Source organism: Pseudomonas sp. B424 (genome assembly GCF_055408345.1).
This window is the reverse complement of record NZ_JBUZTL010000020.1, coordinates 50,099-75,479: the sequence shown is the minus strand read 5'-3', so window position 1 is coordinate 75,479 and position 25,381 is coordinate 50,099. Positions and strand designations below refer to the sequence as shown.

The window sequence follows — 25,381 nt, the reverse complement described above, 5'->3', positions numbered from 1 at the left end:
CCAACTTTTAATTCATTGTTTTATAAGGATTTTTTTATTTATTCGAGAAGTACGGCTTCCGCTTTGAGCACGGCGTATACCCGCGGGTGGAAAAACTGCTTCCGCCCCCCTGACCCGCAGCAAAGCCCCGGGGCCTGAGTGTCAAAGGCGACCGGAACGGGGGGGTTGATTAACCCCGATGGAAAACTCGGACTTGGGGGATGGATCACTGCGGTAAAGGCACCGCCCGGGACATAACGTGCGGGTTGCCACCCGGTCGGGCGGCTAAAGCGAAGGGGAATAAACCTGTGCCGTGTCTTGCCGGGCCAGTTGCTGGAAGATCTCGCTGTGCATCGCCAGCAGCTTGCCGTTGCGCTCATTCAGGTCGCGGCAGCGCTCGACACTGGCAATCAGGGTTTTCCAGGCCTGGTCCAGGTGCCCACGGCGCACGGGCTCGTACAGGCCGATCAGGCTTTCCATCGCGCGGGTATCAGCCCCCAGGCGAAATACCTCCAGCACTCGGCTGCGGCGTCGCGCACGCGCACTGGCGGCATCCATCAGCGCGGCAATATGGCCGTTGGCCTCAGCAATGGTGACGGTTTCGCGGGCCATTAGCGCCACTTGCAGACGCCCCATCCACTCGTACAACCGGGCAAAGCCTGTCAGGTCGTCGTGCACATCCTGCTCGACAACCTTCAGCAACTGGTCACGCTGACTCACCGCTCACCACGGTGATAGTTGAGCATGGCGCTGGCCAGCGAGGCGCTGTCGCTGGTGAGCGAGCCTGCAGCCAGTGCCGCCTTGAGGGTGGCGACCTTGTCCAGGTCCACTTGTGGCAATTGCCCCAGTGCCGAGTGAATTTGCTCCAGCCCTGGCTTGACCGCTGCGGGGGCGCTGACTGGCGTCACGGGACCGCTGCCGGTGCGCTCACTGCTGCCTGAAACCGGGCGCTCGGCAGAAGGGGTAAAACTGATGACAGGCTGTCGTGTGATTTCCATGATGCGCTCCAGAACTGGGTGATACTGAGCAAAGGCGACCCTTTGCCGGGGCGACTTAAGTCCAGTCGCCAACAATTTAAATAAATACTTCCTGAGCCTTGTTCCGCCACCAGGTCTGGCTGGCCAGCCCGTCCTGGATTTTCTGTTCCTGCCGCGCCAGGGTCGCTTGCCAAATGCGCATTTTCTCGTCGATCACCTGAGCCAGAACCTTCTCCTGGCGCACCACGTGCTGCAGTTCGTCCTGGATACGGCTGAGGGTCTGCTCGGCCAGTTTCAGCTCGCGAACCTGCAAGTTGGTCATCGCATGCAGCGTGGCCTTGTACTGCTGCTGGTTGTGGCGTTGCAAGGGCGTGGTGGTGGCACTGGTGAAGCCGCACAACCGTTTGAGGGCGGCAATGTTATTACGATAACGCTCACACAGATTCTGCTGGTAGCTGACCCGGCCCATGATCTGACGCATCTGGATATGGCGTAACTGCGCCAGCCGGTTGAGTACATTGATCCGGTTTTTCATCGCTCTGGTCCCTGGTTAACAACCGTCATTTGACGATGCTCTGCAGGGTGTCGATGCTCAGGCCCAGCTCGGCGCTGGCCCCCACATCCTGGCGCAGGAAGCGCTCGATATTGGGCGCCAGCTTGACCGCGCGATCCGTGCCCGGGTCCATCCCCGGCGTGTAGCCACCCAGCGGGATCAGGTCCTTGATGCCGTCATAAACGCTGCTGTATTCCTTGAAGGAACGCGCCGCATTCAGGTGCTTGCGGTCCGCCACCTGGCTCATGCAGCGGCTCACTGACGCCGCCACATCGATGGCCGGGTAATGACCGATGTCGGCCAGTTTGCGCGACAGCACGATATGCCCGTCCAGAATCGCCCGGGCACAGTCAACGATCGGGTCCTGCTGATCGTCGCCTTCGGCCAGTACTGTGTAGATCGCACTCAGGCTACCTTCGGCACTCTCACCATTACCGGCGCTTTCAACCAGCTCCGGCAGCATGCCGAAAACCGAAGGCGGATAGCCTTTGGTTGCCGGAGGCTCGCCCAGCGCCAGGGCTATTTCACGCTGCGCCATGGCATAGCGTGTCAGGGAGTCAACCAGCAGCAACACATCATTGCCCTGGTCGCGAAAGTAGGCCGCAATGCTGTGGCACAGCTCTGCGGCCTTGAGCCGCATCAGCGGCGATTCATTGGCCGGCGCCACCACCACCACGGCCTTGCGCAGACCTTCGGGGCCCAGCGAGTGCTGGATGAATTCCTGCACCTCCCTGCCCCGCTCGCCGATCAAGCCGACCACGACCACATCGGCCTTGGTCTGGCGGGTGATCATGCCCAGCAGCACGCTTTTACCCACACCGCTGCCCGCAAACAGGCCGACGCGCTGGCCCTTGCCCAGGGTCAGCAGGGCATTGATTGCCCGCACGCCTACGTCCAGGGGCTCGCTCACCGGCTGGCGCTTGAGCGGGTTGACCTTGGGCAGCTCGACATCCAGCTCGTCGCGCCCGGTCAGCTTGCCCAAATCGTCCATCGGCTCGCCCAGGCCATTAAGCACACGGCCCAGCCAGGAGTCATCAATGTGCAGCGCCGCTTCTTCCCTGGCCGCAAATACCCGCGACCCTGCACTCAAGCCCACTGGCTTCTTGAACGGCATCAAATAGGTGATATCGCGGTTAAAACCCACCACCTGCGCATCGAGCATTTCACCGTCGGACTGCTCGACGTAGCAGCGCTGCCCGGTCACCCGCTGGCAGCCCAGACTTTCAAGCAAGATGCCCGACATGCGCACCAGCCGCCCGCTGACCTTGGCCAGTTGTACGTCGTCCAGCGAGCGCAGGGCTTCATTGAGTGCAAAAGGTTTGAGCACGGATCAATCCTCGGTCAGGTGCAGGTGTTGTGACAGGGTTTCAACACAGGCATCCAGGCGCTGCTGACAGCCCACATCGACTTCGGCCCGGGGCGTCACAATCCGGCACTCACCCAGCGCCAGCGTCTCATCAGCCACCAGGCGCCAACTCGCGGCCCGATCGGGTGCCAGGTCCTTGATCCGGGCAAACTCCTGAGGATGCAAATTGATATGCACGTCCGTCGTCTCCAGCGGCATGCCGGCCAAGGCCTCTTCTGCCAGGGTCAGCAACTGCGTCGGGTTCAGGGTCAACTCGCAGCGGATCACTTGCTCGGACACTTTTTTGACCAGTGCCAGCAGTTCCTGGCGCCGCGTGCGCTCAAGCCCCGACAAAAAGCTGCGCAGTTGCCGGTTAGCCGCTTCGAGCGGGGAACTGGCCTGATCGAATGACTCGCGCCCTTCTACACGGCCCTGCATCTGGCCTTCCTGCAAACCCTGCTCGCGGCCGGCCTCATAGCCCAATTGCTGGCCATGCTCCTGCCCCTGAATCAAGCCTTCCTGGTAGCCCTTTTCATTGCCTTCCTGAAAACCGTCGGCAATCGCCCGCTGCACCGCAACGGGGTCATTTTTCCACTCCGGCGCCAGCACTTGCGGCAAGGGAGGAAAACGATAGGGCCGCCAGTCGCGGGTCTTGCCTTTCAGCACATTGATCGACACGGAACAGCCCTCACTCTACGGTTGGCTCGCGAAACAGCTGAATGGCCAAACCACCTTCGGTTGCCATCTCCCGCACCACCGCCATGATTTCCTTGCGCACCTGTTCGACCCGGCTCATGGGCACCGGCCCCTGACGGCGGTTCTGGCCTTCCATCTGCTGCATCTGACGGCGCGGCATGGCCCCTTGAATCGCCTTGACCAGGGCCGGCTCTGCCCCTTTGAGCGCAACTACCCACTCGCTCAACGGGATGACCTCAAGCAAGGTTTGCAAGACTTCCTGGCTCTGGCGGGACAGGATGAAGAAGTCATACATTTCGTCTTCGATACGCTCCACCAATGAGGTGTCGTGGGCACGCAACAGCTCGAACATCTGATCGCGGTCGCCCTTGAAGCGGTTCATGATGTCTGCCGCCTGCTTGACCCCGCGCACCTGCGAGCCCTGGGTGGACAGCACCGACAGGCTGCGCTCGATCAACTGCTCCAGCTCCTTGATCACATCACCATTGATCTCGTTGAGGTTGGCAATGCGATACAGCAACTCGTCCTGACGCCAGCTGGGCATGCTTTCAAGCACTTCGCTGGCCATGCCGGGCGGCAGGAAGGCGAGGAACACCGCCTGCATCTGCGCATGTTCCTTGGCAATCAGAGTGGCAAACTGCTTGGGATCGACCCATTCCAGCTTGACCATCTTGGCGCGGATTTCCTCGCCATAGATGCTGTCCAGCAGGCTGCGCGTAATGTCGCTGCCCAATGCCTTGCCGAGCATCCCCGACAGGTAGCTGCGCGAGGCACCCTTGATGCTGCTTTGCTCCTTGTAGTCGTCAAAGAAGCGGCTGATGACCTCTGAAACCATCGGCTGCTTGACGTTGCTCAAGCGGGCCATGGCCTGGCTGATGCAGACGATTTCCTCCCGGGAAAAGTGCTGCAGCACCCCCGCGGAAACACTGTCGCCCATGCTCAACATAAGGATCGAGGCTTGCTCAAGGGAGCTCATGGTGCGGTTCTGCGCTGTGCGGGCGCGCAACTCCTGCATGACGTCAGCTGGTCGTGTTGACATTGGTTTCATTCCGGCCTATCCACTGTTTGATCACTTCCGACACGCGTTCGGGGTCGTTTTTAGCCAACATTTGCAAATGCTCGATTTGCAGCTCCAGCCCCGAACCCGGCGCGGGAAGACAAATTTCAGACAACGGGTTCGTTTCGCCCAGCATGGTCGCGAAGTTGCCGCTTTCATTGTTTGGCGCCAGCGATCTGGGCTTGTGTTCACTGCCCGGTTTCAACTCGGCAGTGACCTCCAGTGCAGGTTGCACCGGTTGATCCTTGCGCCCCGACAGGCGGCTCAAGGCCGGGCGTACCACCATCAGCAGCAACAACAGGCTGATCAGGCCAAACAGGCCCATCTTGATCAGTTGATGAACTTTATCGTCCTGCCACCAGACGGCCTGCTCAACCGACATATCCGTGGCGGCAAACGGGAACACACTCAGGGTCAGCACATCGCCACGGCCGGCATTGAAGCCCACCGCGCTTTTGAGCATCGCTTCGAGCTCTGCTCGCGCTTGCGGCGACCAGCCGCCGTCAGCCTCGGTGCTGGTGGCATTGAGCACAACCGCAATACTCTGGTTGCGCAGGTTGAACGGCGAGTATTTGACGTGGGTAACACTCTGGTCGTAGTCCAGCTTGCGAGTGGACTCCTTGCGGATCGAAGTCGCGCCCTGGTCAGCGGTTTTTGCCTGTGTTGCGGCTGCCGGTGCCTGGCCACCGGCAGGCGTTACCGGGCGGTTGCTCAACGAACCCGGAACACCGATTGCCAGCTTGTCCAGCACGCTTTCATCCTGCAGCACTTCATTACGCAGGCGCGGGGTATCGCCAAATGCCTGAAGGGTTTCTTCCTTTTGACTGAAATCGATATCGGCCGTGACACTGATGCGGTAGTTGCCGTTGCCCAGGATAGGCGCAAGCACTTGCTCGACATTGCTTGACGTCTTGAGCTGATACTCGTCGACCACCTGCCAGCTCTGTGCCGGCGCGCCATCGGCATTGAGCCCGCGGGTCAACAGCGCACCGTATTGGTCGACAACGCTGACATCCTTGCTTTGCAGCTTGGGTACGCTGTTGGCCACCAGGTTGATGATCGCCCCCACCTGCTCGGGCTTGAGCCGTGCCCCCGGGCTCATTTGCAACATGACCGAGGCCTTGGCCGGCTCACGGTTGCTGACCACAAAGGAGCTGCTCTCGTGCAAAGCCAGATGCACGCGGGCGTTATCGATCCCCTTGAGGGCCATGATGGTGCGGGCCAGCTCCCCTTCCAGGCTGCGCTTGAGGCGTACATCCTGGACAAACTGGCTGGTGCCCAGAGGCTCGTCCTTGTCGAACAGGTCATAACCGGCCGGTACGGCCACTTGCACGCCCTTGGCGCTGAGCAGCATGCGCGCCCGGCCAAGATCGGCCTCGCGCACCAGTACCTGACCGCTTTGTGGATGCAGTTCATACACAATCTTTTCGGCATCCAGCACTTGCATCACGTCGGCGGCAGGGTAAGCCTCGCCGGCACCGTACAGCGAGCGCATGGAACCCTGGTCCCGCCACAGGTAAAACACCACGCTGACGGCCAGCAGGCCCGCAATGGCGGCCATCAGCACCAGGCCCAGGCGCGGGTCGGGTTTCACCCCGCCGAGCAGCACCCTGAATTTATCGTTAATTATTTGCAGCACGTTCAGTACTCACTATCCATCACAACGGCATTCTCATCACGTCATCAAATGCCGTGGTCAATTTGTTGCGCACTTGCAGCAAGGCACTGAACGCAACGCTGGCCTTCTGGCTCTCGATCATCGCCCCCGCCAGGTTGTCGCTTTTACCGCTGTCAACGTCGGCCATCGCCTTGCCCGCCACATGCTGCTGGGCATCGACCGAACGCATGGCCTGCTCGAACGCCGCACCGATTCCGCCACCGGCGGTTTGTTCGAACATCGCCGCGGGTTGAATGATCGGGTTCTGCATCAGGCTCTTGGCCTGTTCCATCTGGCCCAGCATTTGTTGCTGGACGCTCAAGATTGAACTCATGGGTTGCTCCACAGAGGTAGGCATAAGGGTTGAAAGGTGAATGACGAAACTCAGAAAGCCGGCATCGCAATGCCTTGCTCGCGCATCGCGCTGAGTCGGTAACGCAGGGCGCGAGGGGTCATGCCCAGGCTTTGAGCGGCTTTGCTTTTATGGCCGTCAAACTTGCGGATGGTGTCCAGCACGTGCTGGTATTCGGCCCACTTGCCGGTGGCACGCAGGGCCGCCTTGCCATCGCCGGCGTCCGGCCCCGAGATCTGCGACGGGCTGCAGGGCACGGCACTGGCGGTCAGACCAAGGTCCTGGGGCTGGATAAACAACCCCCGGCGCAGAACCAGAGCGCGCTGCAAGGTGTTTTCCAGTTCGCGTACATTGCCTGGCCAGTCATGCTGCAACAGGGCCTGGCAGGCCTCCTCGGTCAGCAGGCCATCGGCGGCTTCCTGAGGGGCGTACTGCGCGATAAAACGCTGGGCCAGGGCTAAAACGTCTTCCTGGCGTTCGCGTAACGGGGTGATGTGCAAAGGCAGCACATCCAGACGGAACATCAGATCCGAGCGAAAACGCCCTTGGGCAACTTCTTCGCTCAAATCGCGGTTGGTGGCGGCAATGATGCGTACATCCAGGGCGATCTCCTTATGCCCGCCCAGACGCTCGACGCGCTGCTCCTGAAGCACACGCAGCAATTTCGCCTGCAACCCCAGGGGCAACTCGCCGATTTCGTCCAGCAACAAAGTGCCGCCATTGGCCAGCTCGAACTTGCCGCACTGGGCCGTCACCGCGCCGGTAAAGGCGCCGCGCTCGTGGCCAAAAAGCAGGGATTCGAGCATTTGCTCAGGAATGGCCGCGCAGTTGACCGCGACAAAAGGGGCGTTATCCGCCGATGCAAAACGATGGATATAGCGCGCCATCATCTCTTTGCCGGTCCCGGTTTCACCGGTGATCAGGATGGGCGCGCGAGTGACGGCCACACGCTGCGCCATCGCCAACAGGCGACGCCCTGCCGGCGAACGCGAAACAAAGCTTTCCTGGGCACTGACCGCAGCGGCCTGACGCTGCAACAAGGCCTTGATCTGCGCAGCACTGAAGGGTGCCAGCAAGTAATCCACACATCCTCTTTCCAGCAAGGCGGCCGCTCTGTCCTGTTCGGCATACTCAACCACCGGGATCACACTGATATGGGGAGCGCGGCGAATCAGGCTTTCAGTCTCGGCATTTAACACGTGACCTGAAAAACCACTGACAAAGATAAACACCAGGGTGGCCTGATTTAATGAATACCCTTGCAACTGCGCGCAACTTTCAACGCACGCCACCGCGCAGTGCTGCTCAGACAAACTTTCGACCAGTATGGAATAACCCTTGTTGTCCGAATGCCCCACAACAATAACGGAGGCCTGTTCAGTATCCACTTCAAAGGGCACAACACCTGCATGACTAAAAGATTTAATGGCTGTATACCTGCGTGTTGGATCGCCTTGACCAAAGTGCACCACTTGGGGTGTTCGAGGGTGGACCATGTTCATGTACCGGCGATGCCTGTGCGTGTTCGTTTCGGGTGTTAATCCCTTCCGGGCAAGGGCTCAATGCCGCCTTGAAAGCTCACGTTCCTGTGTCCCGCCGAACTGTAGGCACCCACGCGCCAAAACTGAAATCAGTAACCATCAAATCGACATCAACCCCATCAAATGGCGATTTGATGGTTTTTGATTTAATGCCCGGTACGCTCATCCCTATACTCGCCGCAGCCAGACGGACCCGCCAGCATCCCTTGCCACCCACGCCGGCAGCGGAATGCACGAACCTCGATTCCAGGACCTGAATCACCTGCCCCTGTGGTCAGGCATGAGACACGCAGGATGACGTTACACCTATTCAGGAATGACTCTTTCACAATGACTGGTTATAGAAAAGTTCAACATCAGGTGCCCGTCGATGACCTGATGTTCTTGAAACCCGAAAAACTGGGTCGTTACTATCATAAAGTACCGACTTATATAAAAGAGCTGGCCGGCAAATACCCAAAAGTTATCAGTGACTACTTCCTGAGTACCTATCGCATCAACAGTGACTTGCGCAACGTGCACGTGCATGAAGCTTTATTGACGTTGCCACAATGCCGTTACATGACCGGGATCGGAAAAATCGGTTTCAGTATTGACCGTCCTTTATTGGCCGAGTTACTGGAAAGTTACTACGGCGGCTCCACGCCACCCGCTCAGGACGAACCGCCAGTCAGCGCTTCGGAAAACCGTATGCGCCTGCGATTGGGCATTGATATCTCGAAAATCTGTGCCCGCATCCTGATGGGCGGCGTTCCACTGGGGCATATCGATACCACCGTCAGTACTTATGACGAAATTCACTGGGGTTACTGCGTGGAGTTTGTATTTTCCAGCCTTGCCACCGGTATCGAGTCTTCCGTGCACCTGTACCTGGACGCACAAGTGGTCGATGAACTGACCCGTCGCCAGAGCGAGGCTCAGCCCTCGACCACAACCGAACACGCCGGGCATCGCATCGCCCAATTGCCGGTGCACCTCAACTGCGTGCTGGCCCGCGCACAACTGCCCTTGAGCAGCGTACTGGCGCTCAAGGTCGACGACATCCTGATGGTGCGGTTGCTGGACCGCTGCGAAGTACACATCAAACAGCAAAAGTTGTTTCACGGAGCCATTTCCGAAGATGACGGCTCCTTGTTCTTAACTTCTCTCGACAGTGTTAAATGCCAATGAACAACTCCATTTCCGATTCTGATTTCGACAGCCTGCTCAACGACACGCAGCCTGATTTTGACGCCGAAACCGACCCGTCCAGCGCGGCCCCCGAAGCGGTTTCACTGCCACAACAGGATTTGAAGTTTTTCGGCAAGATCCCGGTCACCGTCACCCTGGAAGTGGCCTCCACCGAAATCACCTTGCGCGAACTGATGGACGTCGACACCTCCAGCATCATTGCCCTGGACAAACTGGCCGGCGCGCCGCTGGACGTCAAAGTCAACGGAGCCCAGTTCGCCAGGGCCGAAGTGGTAGTGGTTCATGGCAACTACGGCCTGCGCATCGTCGAACTCAGCGGTTCAAGCCTGAGCGACCTGGCGTTATGAAGTCGAAATTGATCAAGCAGGCACTCGTCTGCGCCCTGTTGTTACTCGCCTGCCTGCTGCCGCAATGGGCAGTGGCGGCCAATGGCGAAATTTCACTGTTCAGCCTCAATGACGGCGAAAACGGCCAGGAATTAAGCATCAAGCTGCAAATCCTGGTGATGATGACCATGCTCGGCTTTCTGCCGGCCATGTTGATGATGATGACCAGCTTCACCCGCTTCATTATCGTGCTGGCGATCCTGCGTCAGGCCCTGGGCCTGCAGCAGAGCCCGCCCAACCAGATCCTTATCGGCATTGCGCTGTGCCTGACCATGCTGGTCATGCGCCCGGTATGGCAAGAGGTCTACAACGACGCCTACCAGCCCTTCCAGAATGACCAGATCACCATGGACCAGGGCCTGGACGTGGCGAAAAAAAGCATCAGCGGTTTCATGCTTGCGCAGACCAACAAGGCCTCCCTGGAAACCATGGTGGCGCTGGCCAATGAAAAAATGCCGGAAAACCTTGAGGAGCTGGACTTTTCCCTGCTGCTGCCGGCCTTCGTCCTGAGTGAGGTGAAGGCGGCCTTCCAGCTGGGGTTCATGATCTTCCTGCCCTTCCTGGTAATTGATCTGGTGGTCGCCAGTGTCTTGATGGCCATGGGGATGATGATGCTGTCACCGATGATGATCTCGCTGCCCTTCAAGCTGATGGTGTTCGTTCTGGTGGATGGCTGGGCCCTGCTGATGGGTACGCTGGCCAGTAGCATCCAGCCGTTTGGAGGTTCCTGATGATGACCCCCGAAGCCGCCGTCGCACTGGTGAGCAACGCCGTGCTGATCACCGCGCTGATTGTCTGCGTGCTGGTGGTGCCCAGCCTGCTGGGCGGGTTGCTGGTGAGCGTGTTCCAGGCTGCGACCCAGATCAACGAACAAATGCTCAGTTTTCTGCCTCGACTGCTGATCACCCTGGGCATGTTGCTGTTCGCCGGGCACTGGATTTTGCGCAAGCTCAGCGACCTGTTCATTGAGACGTTCAAGATCGCCGGTTCGCTGGTGGGCTGAACCAATGAACGCGACCGAACCGCTGATGCAGGCCAGCCAGTACCTGCACGCCCTGCAGGGCTACTGGTGGCCGTTTTGCCGGCTGCTGGCGGTGTTCAGCATGGCCCCGCTGTTCAACCACAAGGCCGTCTCGAAAAAGGTGCGGGTGCTGCTGGCGCTGGTTGTGACTGCGGCCATCGGCGGCGCCTTGCCCCAGGTGGCGGATATCAACCCCCTGTCCGCCCAGGGTGTGCTCGTGACCCTCGAACAAATCGCTTACGGCCTGATCCTGGGCCTGAGCCTGCAACTGGTATTCACCGTATTCAGCGTGGTGGGCGAAGTGGTTTCAGCGCAAATGGGCATGACCATGGCCCGTTACAACGACCCGGTGAACGGTGTGTCTTCATCCTCCATCGTGTATCAGGTGTATTTCGTGCTGCTGGCGTTCCTGTTTTTGTCCATCGACGGGCATTTGCTGACCCTCAGCGTGCTGTTCAAAAGCTTCAGCCACTGGCCGGTGGGCAGCGGGCTCAACTTTACAAGCTATACGATCTTTATCCAGGCCCTGTCCTGGGTGTTCAGCGCCGCTGTGCTGCTGACCCTGCCCATGGTGTTCTGCGTGGTGCTGGTGCAGTTCTGCTTTGGCCTGCTTAACCGTATTTCGCCTTCGATGAACCTGTTTTCCCTGGGGTTTCCCATCACCATTCTGGTGGGGCTGCTCTGCATTTTCATCACCTTGCCCAACCTGCCGGAAAACTACCTGCGCCTGACCCGCGACCTGCTGGACAACATCGGGGTCATGCTCGAAGGAGGCCCTGATGTCTAACGACAGTGCCCAGGAAAAAACCGAAGAAGCGTCGGCCCAGAAGCTGCGCAAGAGTCGCGAAGACGGCCAGACAGTCCGCTCCAAGGACCTGTCCACCACCGTCTCGCTGATCGCGACCCTGTTTATTCTCAAACTGGTGTTTTCCAGTTACTACCACGGGCTGGAAGAGAGCTTCCGGATCTCGTTCCTGAACTTTCATTCCAGTGAAATCACCCAGGAAGACCTGGGCCTGATCCTGAGCCACAACCTGCTCCTGTTCGTGAAAATACTCGCCCCGCTGCTGCTGACCAGCCTGCTGGTGGTGGTGTTCTCACTGATCCCTGGCGGCTGGCTGTTTGTCGCCAAGAACTTCTACCCCAAGTTCAGCAAGCTCAACCCGATCACGGGGCTGGCGCGCATCTTCTCCAAGCAGAACTGGGTAGAGCTGCTCAAGTCGATGGTCAAGATTGCCGTGCTGATTGCCGTGGCCTGGATCCTGATCAGCGATGCCATCCCCCAGCTGACCGCCCTGCAGCGCACCAGCCTGCCCACCGCCATCGGTACTGCATTTTCGATGGTGTTCAACGTGATCCTGGCCCTGATGGGGGTGTTTGTTGTGTTTTCGGCCATTGATGTACCGATCCAGAAGTACTTCCACCTCAAGAAGCTGCGCATGACCAAACAGGAGCGCAAGGAAGAACACAAAAACCAGGAAGGCCGCCCCGAGGTCAAGGCGCGGATCAAGCAGATCCAGCGCCAGATCTCCCAGCGCCAGATCAGCAAGGTGATCAAGGACGCCGATGCCGTGATCGTCAACCCGCAGCATTACGCGGTGGCGATCAAGTACGACAACAAGAAGGCCCAGGCACCTTTCGTGATCGCCAAGGGCGTCGACGACATGGCCCTGTACATCCGCAAAATGGCCGCTGCCAACCAGCTTGAGGTGCTGGAAATACCGCCGCTGGCCCGAGCCATTTATTTCACCACCCAGGTCAACCAGCAAATCCCGGCGCCGCTCTATGCCGCGGTAGCCCATGTGCTGACCTACATCCTGCAACTCAAGGCGTACAAGAGCGGAATGCGGGCCAAACCGCAGATGCCACACAACTTACCGATACCCGAAAGCATGGCGAACAAGGCTTAATCATGAACGTATTGAACACACTCCTCCCGACGTTGCGCAGCGGGCGTATCGGGATCCCGCTGGTCATCCTGTCGATCCTGGCGATGATCATCCTGCCGCTACCGCCCTTGCTGCTGGATGTCCTGTTCACTTTCAACATTGCCATGGCCGTGCTGGTGCTGATGGTCAGCGTGTCGTCCAAAAGCCCGCTGGACTTCTCGCTGTTCCCCACGGTGATCCTGATCACCACACTGCTGCGCCTGACCCTCAACGTGGCCTCGACCCGGATCGTGCTGCTTGAAGGGCACACCGGTACCGGTGCGGCGGGCAAGGTGATCGAGTCATTCGGTGAGGTGGTGATCGGCGGTAACTTCATCGTCGGCATGATCGTGTTCGTGATCCTGATGATCATCAACTTCATGGTGGTCACCAAAGGGGGTGAGCGCATCTCGGAAGTGACGGCGCGTTTTACCCTGGACGCCCTGCCCGGCAAACAGATGGCAATCGATGCCGACCTCAACGCCGGCCTGATTACCCAGGACCAGGCCAAGCAGCGGCGCCAGACCATCTCCAAGGAAGCCGATTTCTACGGTGCCATGGATGGTGCCTCCAAGTTTGTGCGCGGCGATGCGATTGCCGGGATCCTGATCCTGATCATTAACCTGTTCGGTGGCTTTGCCATCGGCATGTTTGTCTACGACTTGCCGGCCGGCCTGGCCTTCAAGCAATTTGCCCTGATGACCATCGGTGACGGCCTGGTGGCCCAGATCCCGGCGCTGCTGCTGTCCACAGCCGCCGCGCTGATCGTCACGCGGATCAACGAATCCGCCGAAATCACCACCCAGGTGCGCAAACAACTGCTGGCCTCGCCAAGCCTGCTGTACACCGTGGCCGGGATTCTGCTGGTGCTGGGCATCGTGCCCGGCATGCCCCACGTCGCCTTCCTGAGTTTTGCCGCCGTTGTCGGCGGCGTGGCGTGGAGTGTTTCGCGCTTTCAGCCACCGGCCGAAGCCACTGAGCTGGAGAGCGTCAGCGCGTTGAGCGCGGCCATGCACAACGAACGCAGCCAGACCCTGGCCTGGGAAGACATCCCCCACGTCGAGCGGCTGTCGGTGTCTTTGGGCTACAAACTGGTGGGGCTGGTGAACGAAGCGGCAGGTGCGCCCCTGACCCAGCGGGTGCGCGGCTTGCGCCAGACACTGTCGGAGAACATGGGCTTTTTGCTGCCCGAGATCCAGATCCGCGACAGCCTGCGGCTCAAGGCGGCGCACTACTCCATCCATATCAACGGTGAGCAGATCGACGGCGCGGAGATTCACGCCGAGCACCTGATGGCCATTCCCTCGGCCGATCTGTATGGCGAAGTCGATGGCATCCTGGGCATTGATCCGGCCTACAAAATGCCTGTGGTCTGGATCAATCCGGCCGACAAGAGCCGGGCGCTGAACCTGGGCTATCAGGTCATTGATTGCGCGGGGGTGATTGCCACTCACTTGAACAAGGTGATTCGCGACAACCTGGCGGAAATCTTCAAGCACGACGACGTCGACAACCTGATGCAACGCCTGACCGAACTGGCGCCCAAGCTCACGGAAAATCTCAAGGGCCAGCTGTCCTATACCCAGCAGCACCGGGTGTACCGCCAATTGCTGATCGAAAACATCTCACTGCGCGATATCGTCACCGTGGCCACTGCGCTGGTAGAAAGCAGCGAAAGCACCAAGGACCCGGTGCTGCTGGCCTCCGACGTGCGCTACGCCTTGCGCCGCAACATTGTGGCGAGCATTACCGGGCGCCGCGATGAGGTCAGCGTGTTCGTGCTCGACAATGCCCTGGAAAACACCCTGCTGGGTGCCTTGAGCATCGCCCAGCAAGCGGGCCCGGTAAGCCTGGACAACATTCCCGTGGAGCCTAACCTGCTCAACCAGTTGCAAAACGCGATGCCGGTGGTCAAGGAAAAACTGCGCAAGGACGGCCACCCGCCGGTGCTCACCGTGATGCCGCAACTGCGTCCGTTGCTGGCCCGTTATGCGCGGGTATTCAGCCCGGGGCTACACGTGCTGTCGCAGAACGAAATCCCGGAGAACGTCAGCGTCAATATCGTCGGCACCCTGGGCTGACGCAAAGAGCCCCTCTCCCTACCGGAGAGGGGCAGTGACACCCCCCCCGCAACGCATTCCTCATCGCCATCGCCATCGCCATCGCACGCGATCACATCCAGTAACGATTTTTTTGACATTTTTTTCTCATCCCCGCCCCTACATTTTCTGAATACATATGCAAATGATTTCGACTTAGTTCGCAGCCATTGTGCAGTGCCTTTATTGCCTCCCCGCATAACTCAAAAAACCGGAGCTTGCACACCATGACCCGCCGTATCCCCTGTTTGTTTAAAGCCGCCCTGCTGACCACGGCGCTGATCAGCGCCGGGCACGTTTATGCCGCAAACCCGGCTGACGGCATTGTGGTCTACAACGCCCAGCACGAAAGCCTGACCAAATCCTGGGTCGAAGGCTTCACCAAAGAAACCGGGATCAAGGTGACCGTACGCAATGGCGACGACACGGAGATGGGCAACCAGATCGTCCAGGAAGGCAGCGCCTCCCCGGCCGATGTGTTCCTGACAGAAAACTCCCCGGCCATGGTGCTGGTGGACAACGCCGGCTTGTTGGCGCCCGTTGCGCCCGCCACGCTGGAGCAGGTCGGTTCTGCCTATCGCCCGGCGCAGGGTAAATGGCTGGGCATCGCCGCACGCTCCACGGTGTTCGTCTACAATCCGAGCAAGCTGCCTGCTGCCCAACTGCCTGCCTCCCTGCTCGATCTGGCCTCGCCGGACTGGAAAGGCCGTTGGGCCGTGTCCCCTGCCGGGGCCGACTTCCAGGCCATCGTCGCCGCCGTGCTCGAACTCAAAGGCGAAGCCGCCACCCTCGACTGGCTCAAGGCGATGAAGGCCAACGCGGCGATTTACCGTGGTAACAGCGCAGTGCTCAAGGCCGTCAATGCCGGTCAGGTCGACAGCGGCGTGATTTACCACTACTACAGCTTCGTCGATCAGGCCAAGACCGGCGAAAACAGCAAAAACACCGCACTGCACTACTTCAAGCACCAGGACCCGGGGGCCTTTGTCAGCATCTCCGGCGGCGGCGTGCTGGCCTCCAGCAAACACCCGGAGCAGGCTCAGGCGTTCCTCAAGTGGATCACCGGCAAAGACGGCCAGGCCATTCTCGAAACGGGCAACTCGTTCGAATACGCGGTGGGCCAGAACGCCCGGTCGAACTCCAAACTGGTGCCGCTAAAGCAACTCGACGCCCCGACGGTCGATGCCTCCCGACTCGACAGCAAAAAAGCCGTGGCCCTGATGACCCAGGCCGGACTTCTCTAATTGCTGCCTGAAACCCTGCCGGCGGGCATCGCTCCCGCCCTCCTGACAAAACGCTCCCGCGGCCGGTTCATGGGCCGCGGTGGCGCGTGGATCACTGGGCTGGCCGTGCTGGTTTCGCTGCTGGCCTTGCTGCCGATTGCCTTTGTGGCCGGTGTGTCGTGGCAAGTCGGCTGGGAGCAGATCGAGGCCCTGGTGTTCCGCCCCCGGGTTGGCGAACTGCTGATCAATACCGTCTTGCTGGTACTGCTCACCCTGCCCCTGTGCGTGGTGCTGGGCACCGCACTGGCCTGGCTGACCGAGCGCAGCAACCTGCCAGGGCGGCGCGCATGGTCATTGCTGGCCGTTGCGCCGCTGGCGGTGCCGGCCTTTGTGCACAGTTACGCCTGGGTCAGCCTGGTGCCGTCGATTCACGGGTTACCGGCCGGGGTACTGGTCTCGGTCATTGCCTACTTCCCCTTTCTTTACTTGCCGGTGGCCGCGACATTGCGCCGGCTCGACCCGGCCATCGAAGACGTGGCCCAGTCCCTGGGGCTCAAGCCCCGGGCCGTGTTCTGGCGGGTGGTGGTGCCGCAGTTGCGTCTGGCAATCTGCGGCGGTGCACTCCTGGTGGGCTTGCATCTGCTGGCCGAGTACGGCCTGTACGCGATGATCCGCTTCGACACCTTCACCACGGCAATTTTCGATCAATTCAAGTCCACCTTTAATGGTCCGGGGGCCAACATGCTGGCCACCGTTCTGGCGTTGTGCTGCCTGGCGATGCTCACCGTCGAATCCGCCGCCAGGGGCCATGCCCGCTATGCCCGTGTCGGCTCGGGCAGCGCCCGGGAGCAGCCGATCGTGCGCCTGGGCACGCGCACCACGCTGCTCGCCCTGGCCTTGCAAGGCGCAACCTGTCTGCTGGCACTGGGCGTGCCGCTGCTCACCCTGGGCAAATGGCTGATTGCCGGTGGTGCCGAGGTCTGGCACTGGGGCGAGCTGCTCCCGGCACTGGAGCAAACCCTGTTGCTCGGGCTTGCCGGCGCCGTGCTGACCACCTGCGCGGCGGTGCCGGTTGCGTGGCTGTCGATTCGCGCCCCCGGCCGCCTGCAGCGGGTGCTGGAAAGCTGCAACTACATTACCAGTTCACTGCCCGGCATCGTGGTCGCCCTGGCACTGGTGACCGTGACCATCCACTTCGCCCGGCCGATCTACCAGACGACAATCACCCTGCTGCTGGCCTACCTGCTGATGTTTGTGCCCCGGGCTCTGGTGAGTTTGCGCGCCGGCATTGCCCAAGCCCCGGTGGAGCTGGAGAACATGGCCCGCAGCCTCGGCCGCTCCCCCGGCCGGGCCCTGTGGCTGATTACCTTGCGCCTCGCGGCACCGGGCGCTGCGGCCGGGGCGGCGCTGGTGTTCCTGGCGATCACCAATGAACTGACCGCCACCCTGCTCCTGGCACCCAACGGCACCCGCACCCTGGCCACCGGCTTTTGGGCCATGACCAGCGAAATCGACTACGCCGCAGCAGCACCCTATGCACTGCTCATGATCCTGCTGTCGCTGCCGTTGACCGGGCTTCTTTACCAACAATCCAAACGCACGGCTGGCCGATGAACGCCCTCGAACTTAACGCGATCTGTAAATCCTTCGGCCCCCAGTGCGCCCTGGACAACGTCAACCTGTCGGTGCCCACCGGCAGCCGCACGGTGATTGTCGGACCTTCGGGCTCGGGCAAGACCACCCTGCTGCGCATGATTGCCGGCTTCGAGTTCCCCGACTCCGGCAGCCTCTCGTTCAATGGCCAGATCCTGGTCGACAGTAACCGCGAAGTCCCGGCCCACCAGCGCCAGATCGGGTACGTCCCCCAGGACGGCGCCCTGTTCCCCCATATGAGCGTGGCGGACAACATTGGCTTCGGTATCGCCACCAAAGGCAATGCCCGACATGAACGCATCGCCGAACTGATGGACAGCGTGGCCCTGGATGCACACATGGCCACGCGCTGGCCCCACGAGTTGTCCGGCGGGCAACAACAGCGCGTGGCACTGGCCCGTGCACTGGCGCAACAGCCACGCTTGATGTTGCTGGACGAGCCCTTCTCGGCGCTGGATACCGGGTTGCGGGCCGCCATGCGCAAAATGGTCGCCCGCCTGCTGTCAGATGCTGGCGTCACGGCGATTCTGGTGACCCATGACCAGGGCGAGGCCTTGTCTTTTGCCGATCAGCTGGCAGTGATGCGCCAGGGCCGTCTGGTGCAGTCCGGCCAGCCCCTGGAGCTGTACCAGCACCCTCGGGACGAGCAAACCGCATTGTTCCTCGGCGAGGCGGTGCTGCTGCCCGCCAAAATAGAAAGCGGCTGGGCCGATTGCGATCTGGGCCGCATTGCCGTCAGCCATCAGGGCAGCAGCCATGCCGCCAGAATCATGCTCAGGCCCGAACAACTGCAACTGAACGTCACACCGGGCGACCCGGGCGGCTGTCCCGCAGTGGTGACCGAGCGGGACTTTGGCGGCAATACCTGCACCCTGACCGTGGCGTTGCTCGCCGGCAGGTTCGAACCGGGCCGGTCATTGCCGGTGCACTGCCCCGGCCTGCAGGCACCGCCCATCGGCACTGAGGTGCAGCTGACAATCCGGGGCCGGGCCCATGTGCTGGCCCACTGAACTCAGTCGCGCGCCCTCAGTGTCAGCTAAGTTTCGTGCCGTACCTTCTGTCATGCGCCAATGACGATGCGCAAAACAGGGGTAACGCACATGAATGCCACAGCAGCCCGTTGGCTGAACAAAGTGCCCGAGGTGACGCTGTCATTCTGGGTGATCAAGATCATGTCCACGACCGTGGGCGAAACCGGCGCCGACTACCTGGCCGTCGATGCCGGCTTCGGCGCGGGCTGGACCAGCCTCGGCATGGCCGCCCTGCTGGCGATTGCGCTGTTCTGCCAGATGCGGACCAAGGCCTGCACCCCCTGGATCTACTGGCTGACCGTGGTGCTGGTCAGCATCGTGGGTACACAGATCACCGATATTCTGACCGACAAGCTGGACGTCAGCCTGTACACCAGCACGGCGATTTTTTCCGTGTTGCTCGGGATCAACTTTCTGGTCTGGTACCGAACCGAACGCAGCCTGTCGATCCGCGAAATCGTTACCCCGCGGCGCGAGTTGTTCTATTGGGCCACGGTGCTCTGCACCTTTGCCCTGGGCACTGCGGCCGGTGACCTGGCGACCGAAGCCCTGGGCCTGGGTTTCACCCTCGGCGCGGTGATCTTCGCAGCCTTGATTGCCCTCACCCTGGTGGCCTGGCGCACGGGCGCCAACCCCGTACTGAGCTTCTGGATCGCCTACATCCTTACCCGCCCGTTCGGTGCATCCCTGGGCGACCTGCTGACCCAGGCCAAGACCTACGGCGGCCTGGGCATGGGCGCTACCTGGACCAGCGCCCTGTTTCTCAGCGTGATTGTCCTGCTGGTAGCCGCCGCACAAATCAGTGTCAGCAACCGCAAAGCCGTCACCGCCTGAACCCTTTAACTTCGATCAAGGACATCTCCATGAGCCACACTCACACCCTTATTCGCCGCATTGCCATCGTCTCCTCAATCCTGCTGCTGAGCATCACCGCCGGGTGCTCGAAACCGGCCGACTCACCGGTCGATGTCAACGCCGGTGCCCGTGCGCAAAGCCCGGCCGGGTCGAGGCTGGGTGACCTGAGCGAGTTCCGCAGCATCGCTTCTGACGTAAGTGAACGGGTCGCCCGCAATGACCTGCCGGGGGCCAAAACCCGGATCAAGGACCTGGAGACCACCTGGGATTCGGCTGAAGCGGGCATCAAACCCCGGGCCGCCAGCGACTGGCATGTGCTGGACAAGGCCATCGACCACGCCCTCGACGCCCTGCGCGCCGGCAGCCCCAGCGCAGCCGACTGCAAGGCGGCCATGGACAACCTGCTCAAGGCCTTCGACGCGATGAAAGCCAGCGCGTAAACCTGCGGCGGACAATCCGCCCTGCAGATGCTTCACTACAGGCGCGGCAGTGAATACTGGCGCGCCCAGTTTTTTTGCCGGAGAGGGACATGCGCATACTGCTGGTGGAAGACGACCCCATGATTGGCGACGCGATCCAGGGCGCACTCACGGATGCGAGCTATGCCGCGGACTGGGTGAAATCCGGGCCCGGCGCCCTGAGCGCGCTGGATACCCAGCACTACGACATGGTGCTGCTGGACCTCGGCCTGCCCGGCAAGGACGGCCTGCAGGTACTGGCCAGTATTCGCGGGGGCAACAACCCCGTCCCCCTGCTGATCCTCACTGCCCGTGACAGCCTCGATGACCGCTTGCGCGGGCTGGACGGCGGGGCTGACGACTACCTGCTCAAACCCTTCGACATGGCCGAACTGCTGGCCCGCATGCGGGCGGTGCTGCGGCGCAAGGGCGGCAACGCCCTGCCCGTGCTCGGCAACGGTGTGGTGTCGCTGGACCTGGTCTCCAAGCAGGCCAGTACCGAGACGCTAAGCGGCGTCACGCTGTCCAGTCGCGAATTCGCCCTGCTGCAAGCACTCTTGCTGCGTCCCGGGGCCATCCTTTCCCGCAGCGAGCTTGAAGACCGCCTGTATGGCTGGGGCAACGAGGTTGAAAGCAACGCCATCGAGTTCCTGATTCACGCCGTGCGGCGCAAGTTGGGCAGCCACATCATCAAGAATGTCAGGGGGATGGGATGGATGGTTTCAAAAAACGTTTGAGCGAGTCGGTTCAACTCAGGCTGTCGGTAGCCCTGTCGCTGACCATTGTGCTGGTCGCAGCACTGGCCAGCGTGTTCGCGTTTTTCTCGGCCCTGGACGAAGCCCACGAGCTGCAGGACGACACCTTGCACCAGGTGGCCGTGCTGTTTGATCGCCAGCAGATGACCCTGCATTACCCCCAGGGCCAGGGCCCGGAGGGTGATGACGAAGAGTCCCGGGTGATCATCCAGTACCTGGCCGACGGTAAAAATGCCCCGGCCAACACCGATGCCGCACTCCCGTTGCCCCTGCCCACGACCCTGGCCGACGGCCTGTCCACGGTACAGGTCGCAGGCGAAGCCTTTCGCGTGCTGGTCAGGAGCACCGCCCGGGGCGAGCGGATTGCCGTCGCCCAGGAAGTCGACGCCCGCAACAAGGACGCCCGCGAAAGTGCCTGGCGCAGTTTGCTGCCCTTCCTGATCCTGTTTCCTGTGTTGCTGCTGGTGGTCGGCGATCTGGTGCGCAAGCTGTTCCGGCCCATCGCCACCCTCGCGGCGCAAATCGACCAGCGTGCCGAACAGGAACTGCACCCGATTGACGAACAGCATCTGCCCACGGAGGTCCGGCCCTTTGTGGTGGCCATCAACCGGTTGCTCGCCCGCGTAGCGCAGTCCATGGACAGCCAGCGCCGCTTCGTTGCCGATGCGGCCCATGAACTGCGCTCCCCCATGACTGCACTGTCCCTGCAAGCCGAGCGGCTGGCGGCCACAGACCTGCCGGCACCGGCCCGCGAGCGCCTGCAACCCCTGGCCCGGGGCATTGAGCGCAGCAGGCAACTGATCGACCAGCTGTTGAGCCTGGCCGCTGTGCAGTTTGCCGGTGAACGCCCGCAAACCTCCGTGTCGGTGCATGCCGTGTACCGCCGTGTACTGGAAGACCTGTTGCCGTTGGCCGAGCGCAAGCAACTGGATATCGGGGTTGAAGGCGTTGAGGACGTACAGGTCATGATCAACGAGATGGACCTGTTTACCCTGATCAAAAACCTGGTGGACAACGCCATCCGCTATACCCCCGCAGGCGGCAAAATCGATCTGAGCGTCGAGCAGCTAGAGGGCAGCGCGTGCCTGCAGGTCAGGGACTCGGGGCCCGGCATCGCCCGGGACGAACAGGCGCGGATCTTTGACCCGTTTTACCGCAGCCTGGGCTCCGGCGAGACGGGCTCCGGGCTGGGGCTTTCCATCGTCAAGGCCATCGCCGAACGTATCGGGGCCAGGATCGAGCTGGGGTTCACGGACAGCCTCAACCACAGCGGGTTATGCGTGTCGCTGTGGTTGAAAACCGCCGGGCACTGAAACCTGACATATGCTCTTAAGCACCTTCACTCAACATTCAGGCTGACCCATGGGCTCGTCTTTCTTTTCAACCTGGACATTCTGGGCACTGCTGTCGGCGGTGTTCGCCGCCATGACGGCAATCTTCGGCAAAATCGGCATCACCGGCATCAACTCCGACTTCGCCACCTTGCTGCGCACCGTGGTCGTGCTGGTCAGCCTGGCGCTGATCTTGTATGCCACCGGCCAGTATCAGTCCCTGGGTTCGATCTCGGCGCGCAGCTATGTGTTTTTGGTGTTGTCCGGGCTGGCTACCGGCGCCTCATGGATCTGCTATTACCGCGCCCTGCAACTGGGTCAGGCGTCGCTGGTCGCCCCCGTGGACAAGCTCAGCGTGGTGATTGTGGCCGTGCTCGGGGTGACGCTGCTGGGAGAGAAACTCGACCTGCGCCAATGGGCAGGCATCAGCCTGATTACCGTCGGCGTCGTGCTGCTGGCGTGGCGCAAGTAATACGAACGCAATGCGGCGCCCACAGCCGGGGCCAGGTACGCCTCGTTACATCTTCTTGTTCCTGGGATCGTCAGCCGGATTGAGGTAGGTGATTCCCCAAGGGCCGACGCCATGAAGCTGAAACACGGTTTCCTGATCTCGACTGGCACCGTACATAGACATGCCGACCGGAATGATCAGCACATCACCCGGATGGTAGGCCTTGGCCAGAGCCGGGTCGAACTTGTCGCCGGTGGCAAAGTAGAAGGTGCCCGAGATAATGGTCACGCGCTCGGTCACGGGATGGGTATGCACGGCGATTTTGGTATTGGGCGCCAGTTTCAGCCGCAGGATAAAAGGCTCGGGGGCTTTCAGATCACCCTCAATCACGGCAACCATAGCACCAGGCCCAATCGACGGCGCAGGCATCCAGTTGAGTTCGGACGGGGTGCTGGTAATCAGGCCAGCTCCCTCGGCCTGGACGGTAGGTGCCAGCAAGGCAGTGCCGAGCAACACCAGAGAAACAGCAACAGCTTTGTAAGCTCTCATCATGATTTCCTCGTGTCTGGGGACTGAGGGTGTATCACTGCAGAGGCAAACAAGGTGTCAAAACACACTCTCTATATTGACGGTAGCCGAATGCCTGTTCGCGGATATAACCGTTGAGAACAGCGCTGATAGCCGAATACGGCACAACGACACTTTCAGACAGATCCGCGGCCGGGGGAGTGACATTTCCCGCAACCCGATCCTAGTATTGCCGCGCTTGTCCCCCTCCCAAAAAAAATAACGTATGGAAACTCAGCTGATGCCCTTCACCCGTACCCTTCTGGCCCTGTCCCTGGGCATGGCTCTACTGCAAAACCCGGCCTTCGCCGCCCCACCTCTGTCGATGGTCGACGGCGTTGCCCAGGTCAACACACAGGACAGCAATGCCTGGGTCGAGATCAACAAAGCCGCGTTCGAACACAACATCCGTGTGCTGCAAGCCACCGTCGGCGACACGTCGAAAATCTGCGCCGTGCTCAAGGCGGATGCCTACGGTCACGGTATCGGCTTGCTGATGCCCTCCATCATCGCCACGGGCGTGCCTTGTGTCGGCGTTGCCAGCAACGAGGAAGCCCGGGTAGTGCGTGAAAGCGGCTTCAAGGGCCAGCTGATCCGCGTGCGCACCGCCGCCCTGAGCGAGCTGGAAGCCGCACTGCCGTACAACATGGAAGAGTTGGTGGGTAACCTGGATTTCGCCGTCAAAGCCAGCCTGATTGCCGAAAAACACGGCCGCCCCCTGGTGGTTCATCTGGGTCTGAACTCCAGCGGCATGAGCCGCAACGGTGTGGAAATGACCACCGCACAAGGCCGTCGTGACGCCGTCGCGATCACCAAAGTGCCGAACCTGGAAGTGCGGGCGATCATGACCCACTTCGCCGTGGAAGATGCTGACGACGTGCGCGCCGGTCTCAAGGCTTTCAACCAGCAGGCGCAGTGGCTGATGGACGTGGCCCAGCTTGACCGCAGCAAAATCACCCTGCACGCGGCCAACTCGTTCGCCACCCTGGAAGTGCCCGAATCGCACCTGGACATGGTCCGCCCCGGTGGCGCGCTGTTCGGTGACACCGTGCCCTCCCACACCGACTACAAGCGCGTGATGCAGTTCAAGTCCCACGTGGCTTCCGTCAACAGCTACCCCAAGGGCAACACGGTCGGTTACGACCGTACCTGGACCCTGAGCCGCGACTCGAAACTGGCCAACATCACCGTGGGCTACTCCGACGGTTACCGTCGTGCCTTCACCAACAAGGGCATCGTGCTGATCAATGGCCATCGCGTGCCGGTGGTGGGCAAAGTGTCGATGAACACCCTGATGGTCGATGTGACCGACGCGCCCGATGTGAAAAGCGGCGATGAAGTGGTGCTGTTCGGGCAGCAAGGCAAGGCCGAAATCACCCAGGCCGAAGTTGAAGACATCAACGGTGCGCTGCTGGCCGACCTGTACACGGTGTGGGGCAACTCAAACCCTAAGGTCCTGGTCGAAAAGTAACTGAACCCGACACGCCACATCTGCGGGAGTGAGCCAGCTCGCTCCCGCACGCCGCCGGATGTCAGGTCGGCACATATTCCTCCCGCACACCCGGCACTTTCAGGATGTCCCTGATCATTTCATCGGCCATAACCTTGGTGGTTCCCCTGAACTCGATCGTGACGCTTTCGGTGTCTTTTGTTGGCCCCTGCTCAACCACCAGCTGTTTGATCCTGTCCGAGCGCGGCCCCAATAGCTCGGTGAGCGTTTGCCACGACAGCGCACCGGAGGGCGCCACCAGCTTGACCACGTGGATCTGGACATAGTCGCGGTAGATCCTTTCCAGTGGCTTGATCACCACCAGGATCATCAGGATCAGGAATGTCGCTGCCAGCCCCAACAGATACAGGCCGCCACCCACCGACAGGCCGATGGCCGCCACCGCCCACAGGCTGGCCGCAGTGTTGAGCCCCCTGATCACTTCGCCGCGGACCAGAATTGATCCGGCCCCCAGAAAGCCGATACCCGTGACCACCTGAGCCGCAATCCGCGAGGGGTCCAGCTGGGTTCCGGGCATGGTCAGGGCCTGCTGGAAACCGAAAGCCGACACGATCATGAACAGGCAGGCACCGGTCGAGACCAGCATGTGGGTACGCAGCCCGGCGGTCCAGAAATGATGCTCGCGCTGAAAGCCGATAAGGCTGCCGTAAAAGGCCGCCAACAACAGCCTGACCACCATTTCGCCCTCTGAAATCATACTCGCTCCCCTTGCGCCACCACGGCGCCAAACACCGAGCATAGACGGCTCGCGGCAAACCGTGACGC

Annotated in this window: 27 protein-coding genes; 16 read left to right on the top strand and 11 right to left on the bottom strand. The window is 60.9% G+C overall.

Features of this window, described 5'->3' with window-relative positions; genetic code table 11:
- Positions 1-264: 264 nt before the first annotated feature.
- The 9 genes from flgN to ACZRMS_RS20015 form a co-directional block, all read right to left on the bottom strand.
- Positions 265-699, bottom strand: coding sequence for a flagellar export chaperone FlgN (gene flgN / locus ACZRMS_RS20055; protein WP_463996735.1), 435 nt, complete (start codon positions 697-699; stop codon positions 265-267).
- Positions 696-977 carry a flagellar biosynthesis anti-sigma factor FlgM gene (flgM, locus tag ACZRMS_RS20050; RefSeq protein WP_463996734.1) on the bottom strand — a complete coding sequence of 94 codons (282 nt, stop codon included), beginning with the start codon at positions 975-977 and terminating at the stop codon, positions 696-698. The genes flgN and flgM overlap by 4 nt, the downstream gene beginning before the upstream one ends.
- Before the next feature lie 76 nt (positions 978-1,053).
- The gene (locus ACZRMS_RS20045; RefSeq protein WP_463996733.1) at positions 1,054-1,491 is read right to left on the bottom strand and encodes a flagellar FliJ family protein; all 438 of its coding nucleotides are present in this window, start codon (positions 1,489-1,491) and stop codon (positions 1,054-1,056) included.
- A gap of 25 nt (positions 1,492-1,516) precedes the next feature.
- Entirely contained in the window at positions 1,517-2,836 is a 1,320-nt protein-coding gene (gene fliI, locus ACZRMS_RS20040; protein ID WP_463996732.1) for a flagellar protein export ATPase FliI, read from the bottom strand.
- A 3-nt stretch (positions 2,837-2,839) separates the two neighbouring features.
- A complete protein-coding gene (gene fliH / locus ACZRMS_RS20035; protein ID WP_463996731.1) occupies positions 2,840-3,532 on the bottom strand; it encodes a flagellar assembly protein FliH in 693 nt (230 codons plus the stop codon).
- A 10-nt stretch (positions 3,533-3,542) separates the two neighbouring features.
- Positions 3,543-4,598: a FliG C-terminal domain-containing protein gene (locus tag ACZRMS_RS20030; RefSeq protein WP_463996730.1), complete on the bottom strand. Its 1,056-nt coding sequence runs from the start codon at positions 4,596-4,598 to the stop codon at positions 3,543-3,545.
- Complete coding sequence (gene fliF / locus ACZRMS_RS20025) at positions 4,570-6,246, bottom strand: flagellar basal-body MS-ring/collar protein FliF (RefSeq protein ID WP_463996729.1); 1,677 nt, start codon at positions 6,244-6,246, stop codon at positions 4,570-4,572. The genes ACZRMS_RS20030 and fliF overlap by 29 nt, the downstream gene beginning before the upstream one ends.
- Positions 6,247-6,265: 19 nt before the next feature.
- Positions 6,266-6,598 carry a flagellar hook-basal body complex protein FliE gene (locus tag ACZRMS_RS20020; protein WP_463996728.1) on the bottom strand — a complete coding sequence of 111 codons (333 nt, stop codon included), beginning with the start codon at positions 6,596-6,598 and terminating at the stop codon, positions 6,266-6,268.
- A 50-nt stretch (positions 6,599-6,648) separates the two neighbouring features.
- Positions 6,649-8,004 (bottom strand): sigma 54-interacting transcriptional regulator, encoded by a 1,356-nt coding sequence (locus tag ACZRMS_RS20015; protein ID WP_463996727.1) that lies wholly within the window; start codon positions 8,002-8,004, stop codon positions 6,649-6,651.
- 483 nt (positions 8,005-8,487) lie between these two features.
- Between ACZRMS_RS20015 and ACZRMS_RS20010 the strand changes: the two genes are divergently transcribed.
- The 15 genes from ACZRMS_RS20010 to ACZRMS_RS19940 all read left to right on the top strand — a co-directional run bounded on the left by ACZRMS_RS20010 (position 8,488) and on the right by ACZRMS_RS19940 (position 22,560).
- Positions 8,488-9,327, top strand: a complete 840-nt coding sequence (locus tag ACZRMS_RS20010) for a FliM/FliN family flagellar motor switch protein (protein WP_463996726.1) — start codon at positions 8,488-8,490, stop codon at positions 9,325-9,327.
- Positions 9,324-9,695 (top strand): flagellar motor switch protein FliN, encoded by a 372-nt coding sequence (locus ACZRMS_RS20005; protein ID WP_463996725.1) that lies wholly within the window; start codon positions 9,324-9,326, stop codon positions 9,693-9,695. Before ACZRMS_RS20010 ends, ACZRMS_RS20005 begins: the two co-directional genes overlap by 4 nt.
- A complete protein-coding gene (fliP, locus tag ACZRMS_RS20000; RefSeq protein WP_463996724.1) occupies positions 9,692-10,465 on the top strand; it encodes a flagellar type III secretion system pore protein FliP in 774 nt (257 codons plus the stop codon). The genes ACZRMS_RS20005 and fliP overlap by 4 nt, the downstream gene beginning before the upstream one ends.
- Positions 10,465-10,737: a flagellar biosynthetic protein FliQ gene (locus tag ACZRMS_RS19995; RefSeq protein WP_048361635.1), complete on the top strand. Its 273-nt coding sequence runs from the start codon at positions 10,465-10,467 to the stop codon at positions 10,735-10,737. Before fliP ends, ACZRMS_RS19995 begins: the two co-directional genes overlap by 1 nt.
- A 4-nt stretch (positions 10,738-10,741) precedes the next feature.
- A complete protein-coding gene (gene fliR, locus ACZRMS_RS19990) occupies positions 10,742-11,542 on the top strand; it encodes a flagellar biosynthetic protein FliR (protein ID WP_463996723.1) in 801 nt (266 codons plus the stop codon).
- Positions 11,532-12,665, top strand: coding sequence for a flagellar biosynthesis protein FlhB (flhB, locus tag ACZRMS_RS19985; protein ID WP_463996777.1), 1,134 nt, complete (start codon positions 11,532-11,534; stop codon positions 12,663-12,665). Before fliR ends, flhB begins: the two co-directional genes overlap by 11 nt.
- Positions 12,666-12,667: 2 nt before the next feature.
- Entirely contained in the window at positions 12,668-14,764 is a 2,097-nt protein-coding gene (locus ACZRMS_RS19980; RefSeq protein WP_463996722.1) for a flagellar biosynthesis protein FlhA, read from the top strand.
- Positions 14,765-15,009: 245 nt separating this feature from the next.
- Positions 15,010-16,026, top strand: a complete 1,017-nt coding sequence (locus tag ACZRMS_RS19975; protein ID WP_463996721.1) for an iron ABC transporter substrate-binding protein — start codon at positions 15,010-15,012, stop codon at positions 16,024-16,026.
- A gap of 69 nt (positions 16,027-16,095) precedes the next feature.
- On the top strand, positions 16,096-17,619 hold the full coding sequence (locus ACZRMS_RS19970) for an ABC transporter permease (protein WP_463996776.1): 1,524 nt from the start codon (positions 16,096-16,098) through the stop codon (positions 17,617-17,619).
- Complete coding sequence (locus tag ACZRMS_RS19965) at positions 17,616-18,668, top strand: ABC transporter ATP-binding protein (RefSeq protein ID WP_463996720.1); 1,053 nt, start codon at positions 17,616-17,618, stop codon at positions 18,666-18,668. The genes ACZRMS_RS19970 and ACZRMS_RS19965 overlap by 4 nt, the downstream gene beginning before the upstream one ends.
- 90 nt (positions 18,669-18,758) lie before the next feature.
- Positions 18,759-19,523, top strand: coding sequence for a COG4705 family protein (locus ACZRMS_RS19960; protein WP_463996719.1), 765 nt, complete (start codon positions 18,759-18,761; stop codon positions 19,521-19,523).
- A 29-nt stretch (positions 19,524-19,552) separates the two neighbouring features.
- Positions 19,553-19,984 (top strand): hypothetical protein, encoded by a 432-nt coding sequence (locus ACZRMS_RS19955; RefSeq protein ID WP_463996718.1) that lies wholly within the window; start codon positions 19,553-19,555, stop codon positions 19,982-19,984.
- Between the two features lie 89 nt (positions 19,985-20,073).
- Positions 20,074-20,739: a response regulator gene (locus ACZRMS_RS19950; protein ID WP_463996717.1), complete on the top strand. Its 666-nt coding sequence runs from the start codon at positions 20,074-20,076 to the stop codon at positions 20,737-20,739.
- Positions 20,715-22,070 carry an ATP-binding protein gene (locus ACZRMS_RS19945; protein WP_463996716.1) on the top strand — a complete coding sequence of 452 codons (1,356 nt, stop codon included), beginning with the start codon at positions 20,715-20,717 and terminating at the stop codon, positions 22,068-22,070. Before ACZRMS_RS19950 ends, ACZRMS_RS19945 begins: the two co-directional genes overlap by 25 nt.
- A 49-nt stretch (positions 22,071-22,119) precedes the next feature.
- Entirely contained in the window at positions 22,120-22,560 is a 441-nt protein-coding gene (locus tag ACZRMS_RS19940) for an EamA family transporter (protein ID WP_463996715.1), read from the top strand.
- 45 nt (positions 22,561-22,605) lie between these two features.
- Here ACZRMS_RS19940 and ACZRMS_RS19935 read toward each other — a convergent pair whose 3' ends face one another.
- Positions 22,606-23,088, bottom strand: coding sequence for a cupin domain-containing protein (locus tag ACZRMS_RS19935; protein WP_463996714.1), 483 nt, complete (start codon positions 23,086-23,088; stop codon positions 22,606-22,608).
- Positions 23,089-23,347: 259 nt separating this feature from the next.
- Between ACZRMS_RS19935 and alr the strand changes: the two genes are divergently transcribed.
- A complete protein-coding gene (alr, locus tag ACZRMS_RS19930; protein WP_463996713.1) occupies positions 23,348-24,577 on the top strand; it encodes an alanine racemase in 1,230 nt (409 codons plus the stop codon).
- Between the two features lie 61 nt (positions 24,578-24,638).
- On the opposite strand, the gene ACZRMS_RS19925 is transcribed toward alr, so the two are convergent.
- The gene (locus ACZRMS_RS19925) at positions 24,639-25,313 is read right to left on the bottom strand and encodes an MgtC/SapB family protein (RefSeq protein ID WP_463996712.1); all 675 of its coding nucleotides are present in this window, start codon (positions 25,311-25,313) and stop codon (positions 24,639-24,641) included.
- Positions 25,314-25,381: the final 68 nt, after the last annotated feature.

Bases quoted from the DNA above. Each gene is read 5' to 3' on its own strand.
- ACZRMS_RS20045 (WP_463996733.1), bottom strand. From the start codon at position 1,491: ATGAAAAACCGGATCAATGTACTCAACCGGCTGGCGCAGTTACGCCAT.
- fliP (WP_463996724.1), top strand. From the start codon at position 9,692: ATGAAGTCGAAATTGATCAAGCAGGCACTCGTCTGCGCCCTGTTGTTA.
- ACZRMS_RS20020 (WP_463996728.1), bottom strand. From the start codon at position 6,598: ATGAGTTCAATCTTGAGCGTCCAGCAACAAATGCTGGGCCAGATGGAA.
- ACZRMS_RS19925 (WP_463996712.1), bottom strand. From the start codon at position 25,313: ATGATTTCAGAGGGCGAAATGGTGGTCAGGCTGTTGTTGGCGGCCTTT.
- ACZRMS_RS20030 (WP_463996730.1), bottom strand. From the start codon at position 4,598: ATGAAACCAATGTCAACACGACCAGCTGACGTCATGCAGGAGTTGCGC.
- ACZRMS_RS19950 (WP_463996717.1), top strand. From the start codon at position 20,074: ATGCGCATACTGCTGGTGGAAGACGACCCCATGATTGGCGACGCGATC.
- fliR (WP_463996723.1), top strand. From the start codon at position 10,742: ATGAACGCGACCGAACCGCTGATGCAGGCCAGCCAGTACCTGCACGCC.
- ACZRMS_RS19970 (WP_463996776.1), top strand. From the start codon at position 16,096: ATGGGCCGCGGTGGCGCGTGGATCACTGGGCTGGCCGTGCTGGTTTCG.
- ACZRMS_RS19975 (WP_463996721.1), top strand. From the start codon at position 15,010: ATGACCCGCCGTATCCCCTGTTTGTTTAAAGCCGCCCTGCTGACCACG.
- ACZRMS_RS19995 (WP_048361635.1), top strand. From the start codon at position 10,465: ATGATGACCCCCGAAGCCGCCGTCGCACTGGTGAGCAACGCCGTGCTG.
- ACZRMS_RS19940 (WP_463996715.1), top strand. From the start codon at position 22,120: ATGGGCTCGTCTTTCTTTTCAACCTGGACATTCTGGGCACTGCTGTCG.
- ACZRMS_RS20010 (WP_463996726.1), top strand. From the start codon at position 8,488: ATGACTGGTTATAGAAAAGTTCAACATCAGGTGCCCGTCGATGACCTG.
- ACZRMS_RS19955 (WP_463996718.1), top strand. From the start codon at position 19,553: ATGAGCCACACTCACACCCTTATTCGCCGCATTGCCATCGTCTCCTCA.
- flgM (WP_463996734.1), bottom strand. From the start codon at position 977: ATGGAAATCACACGACAGCCTGTCATCAGTTTTACCCCTTCTGCCGAG.
- ACZRMS_RS19960 (WP_463996719.1), top strand. From the start codon at position 18,759: ATGAATGCCACAGCAGCCCGTTGGCTGAACAAAGTGCCCGAGGTGACG.
- ACZRMS_RS19935 (WP_463996714.1), bottom strand. From the start codon at position 23,088: ATGAGAGCTTACAAAGCTGTTGCTGTTTCTCTGGTGTTGCTCGGCACT.
- alr (WP_463996713.1), top strand. From the start codon at position 23,348: ATGCCCTTCACCCGTACCCTTCTGGCCCTGTCCCTGGGCATGGCTCTA.
- ACZRMS_RS19965 (WP_463996720.1), top strand. From the start codon at position 17,616: ATGAACGCCCTCGAACTTAACGCGATCTGTAAATCCTTCGGCCCCCAG.
- ACZRMS_RS19980 (WP_463996722.1), top strand. From the start codon at position 12,668: ATGAACGTATTGAACACACTCCTCCCGACGTTGCGCAGCGGGCGTATC.
- ACZRMS_RS20005 (WP_463996725.1), top strand. From the start codon at position 9,324: ATGAACAACTCCATTTCCGATTCTGATTTCGACAGCCTGCTCAACGAC.
- ACZRMS_RS19945 (WP_463996716.1), top strand. From the start codon at position 20,715: ATGGATGGTTTCAAAAAACGTTTGAGCGAGTCGGTTCAACTCAGGCTG.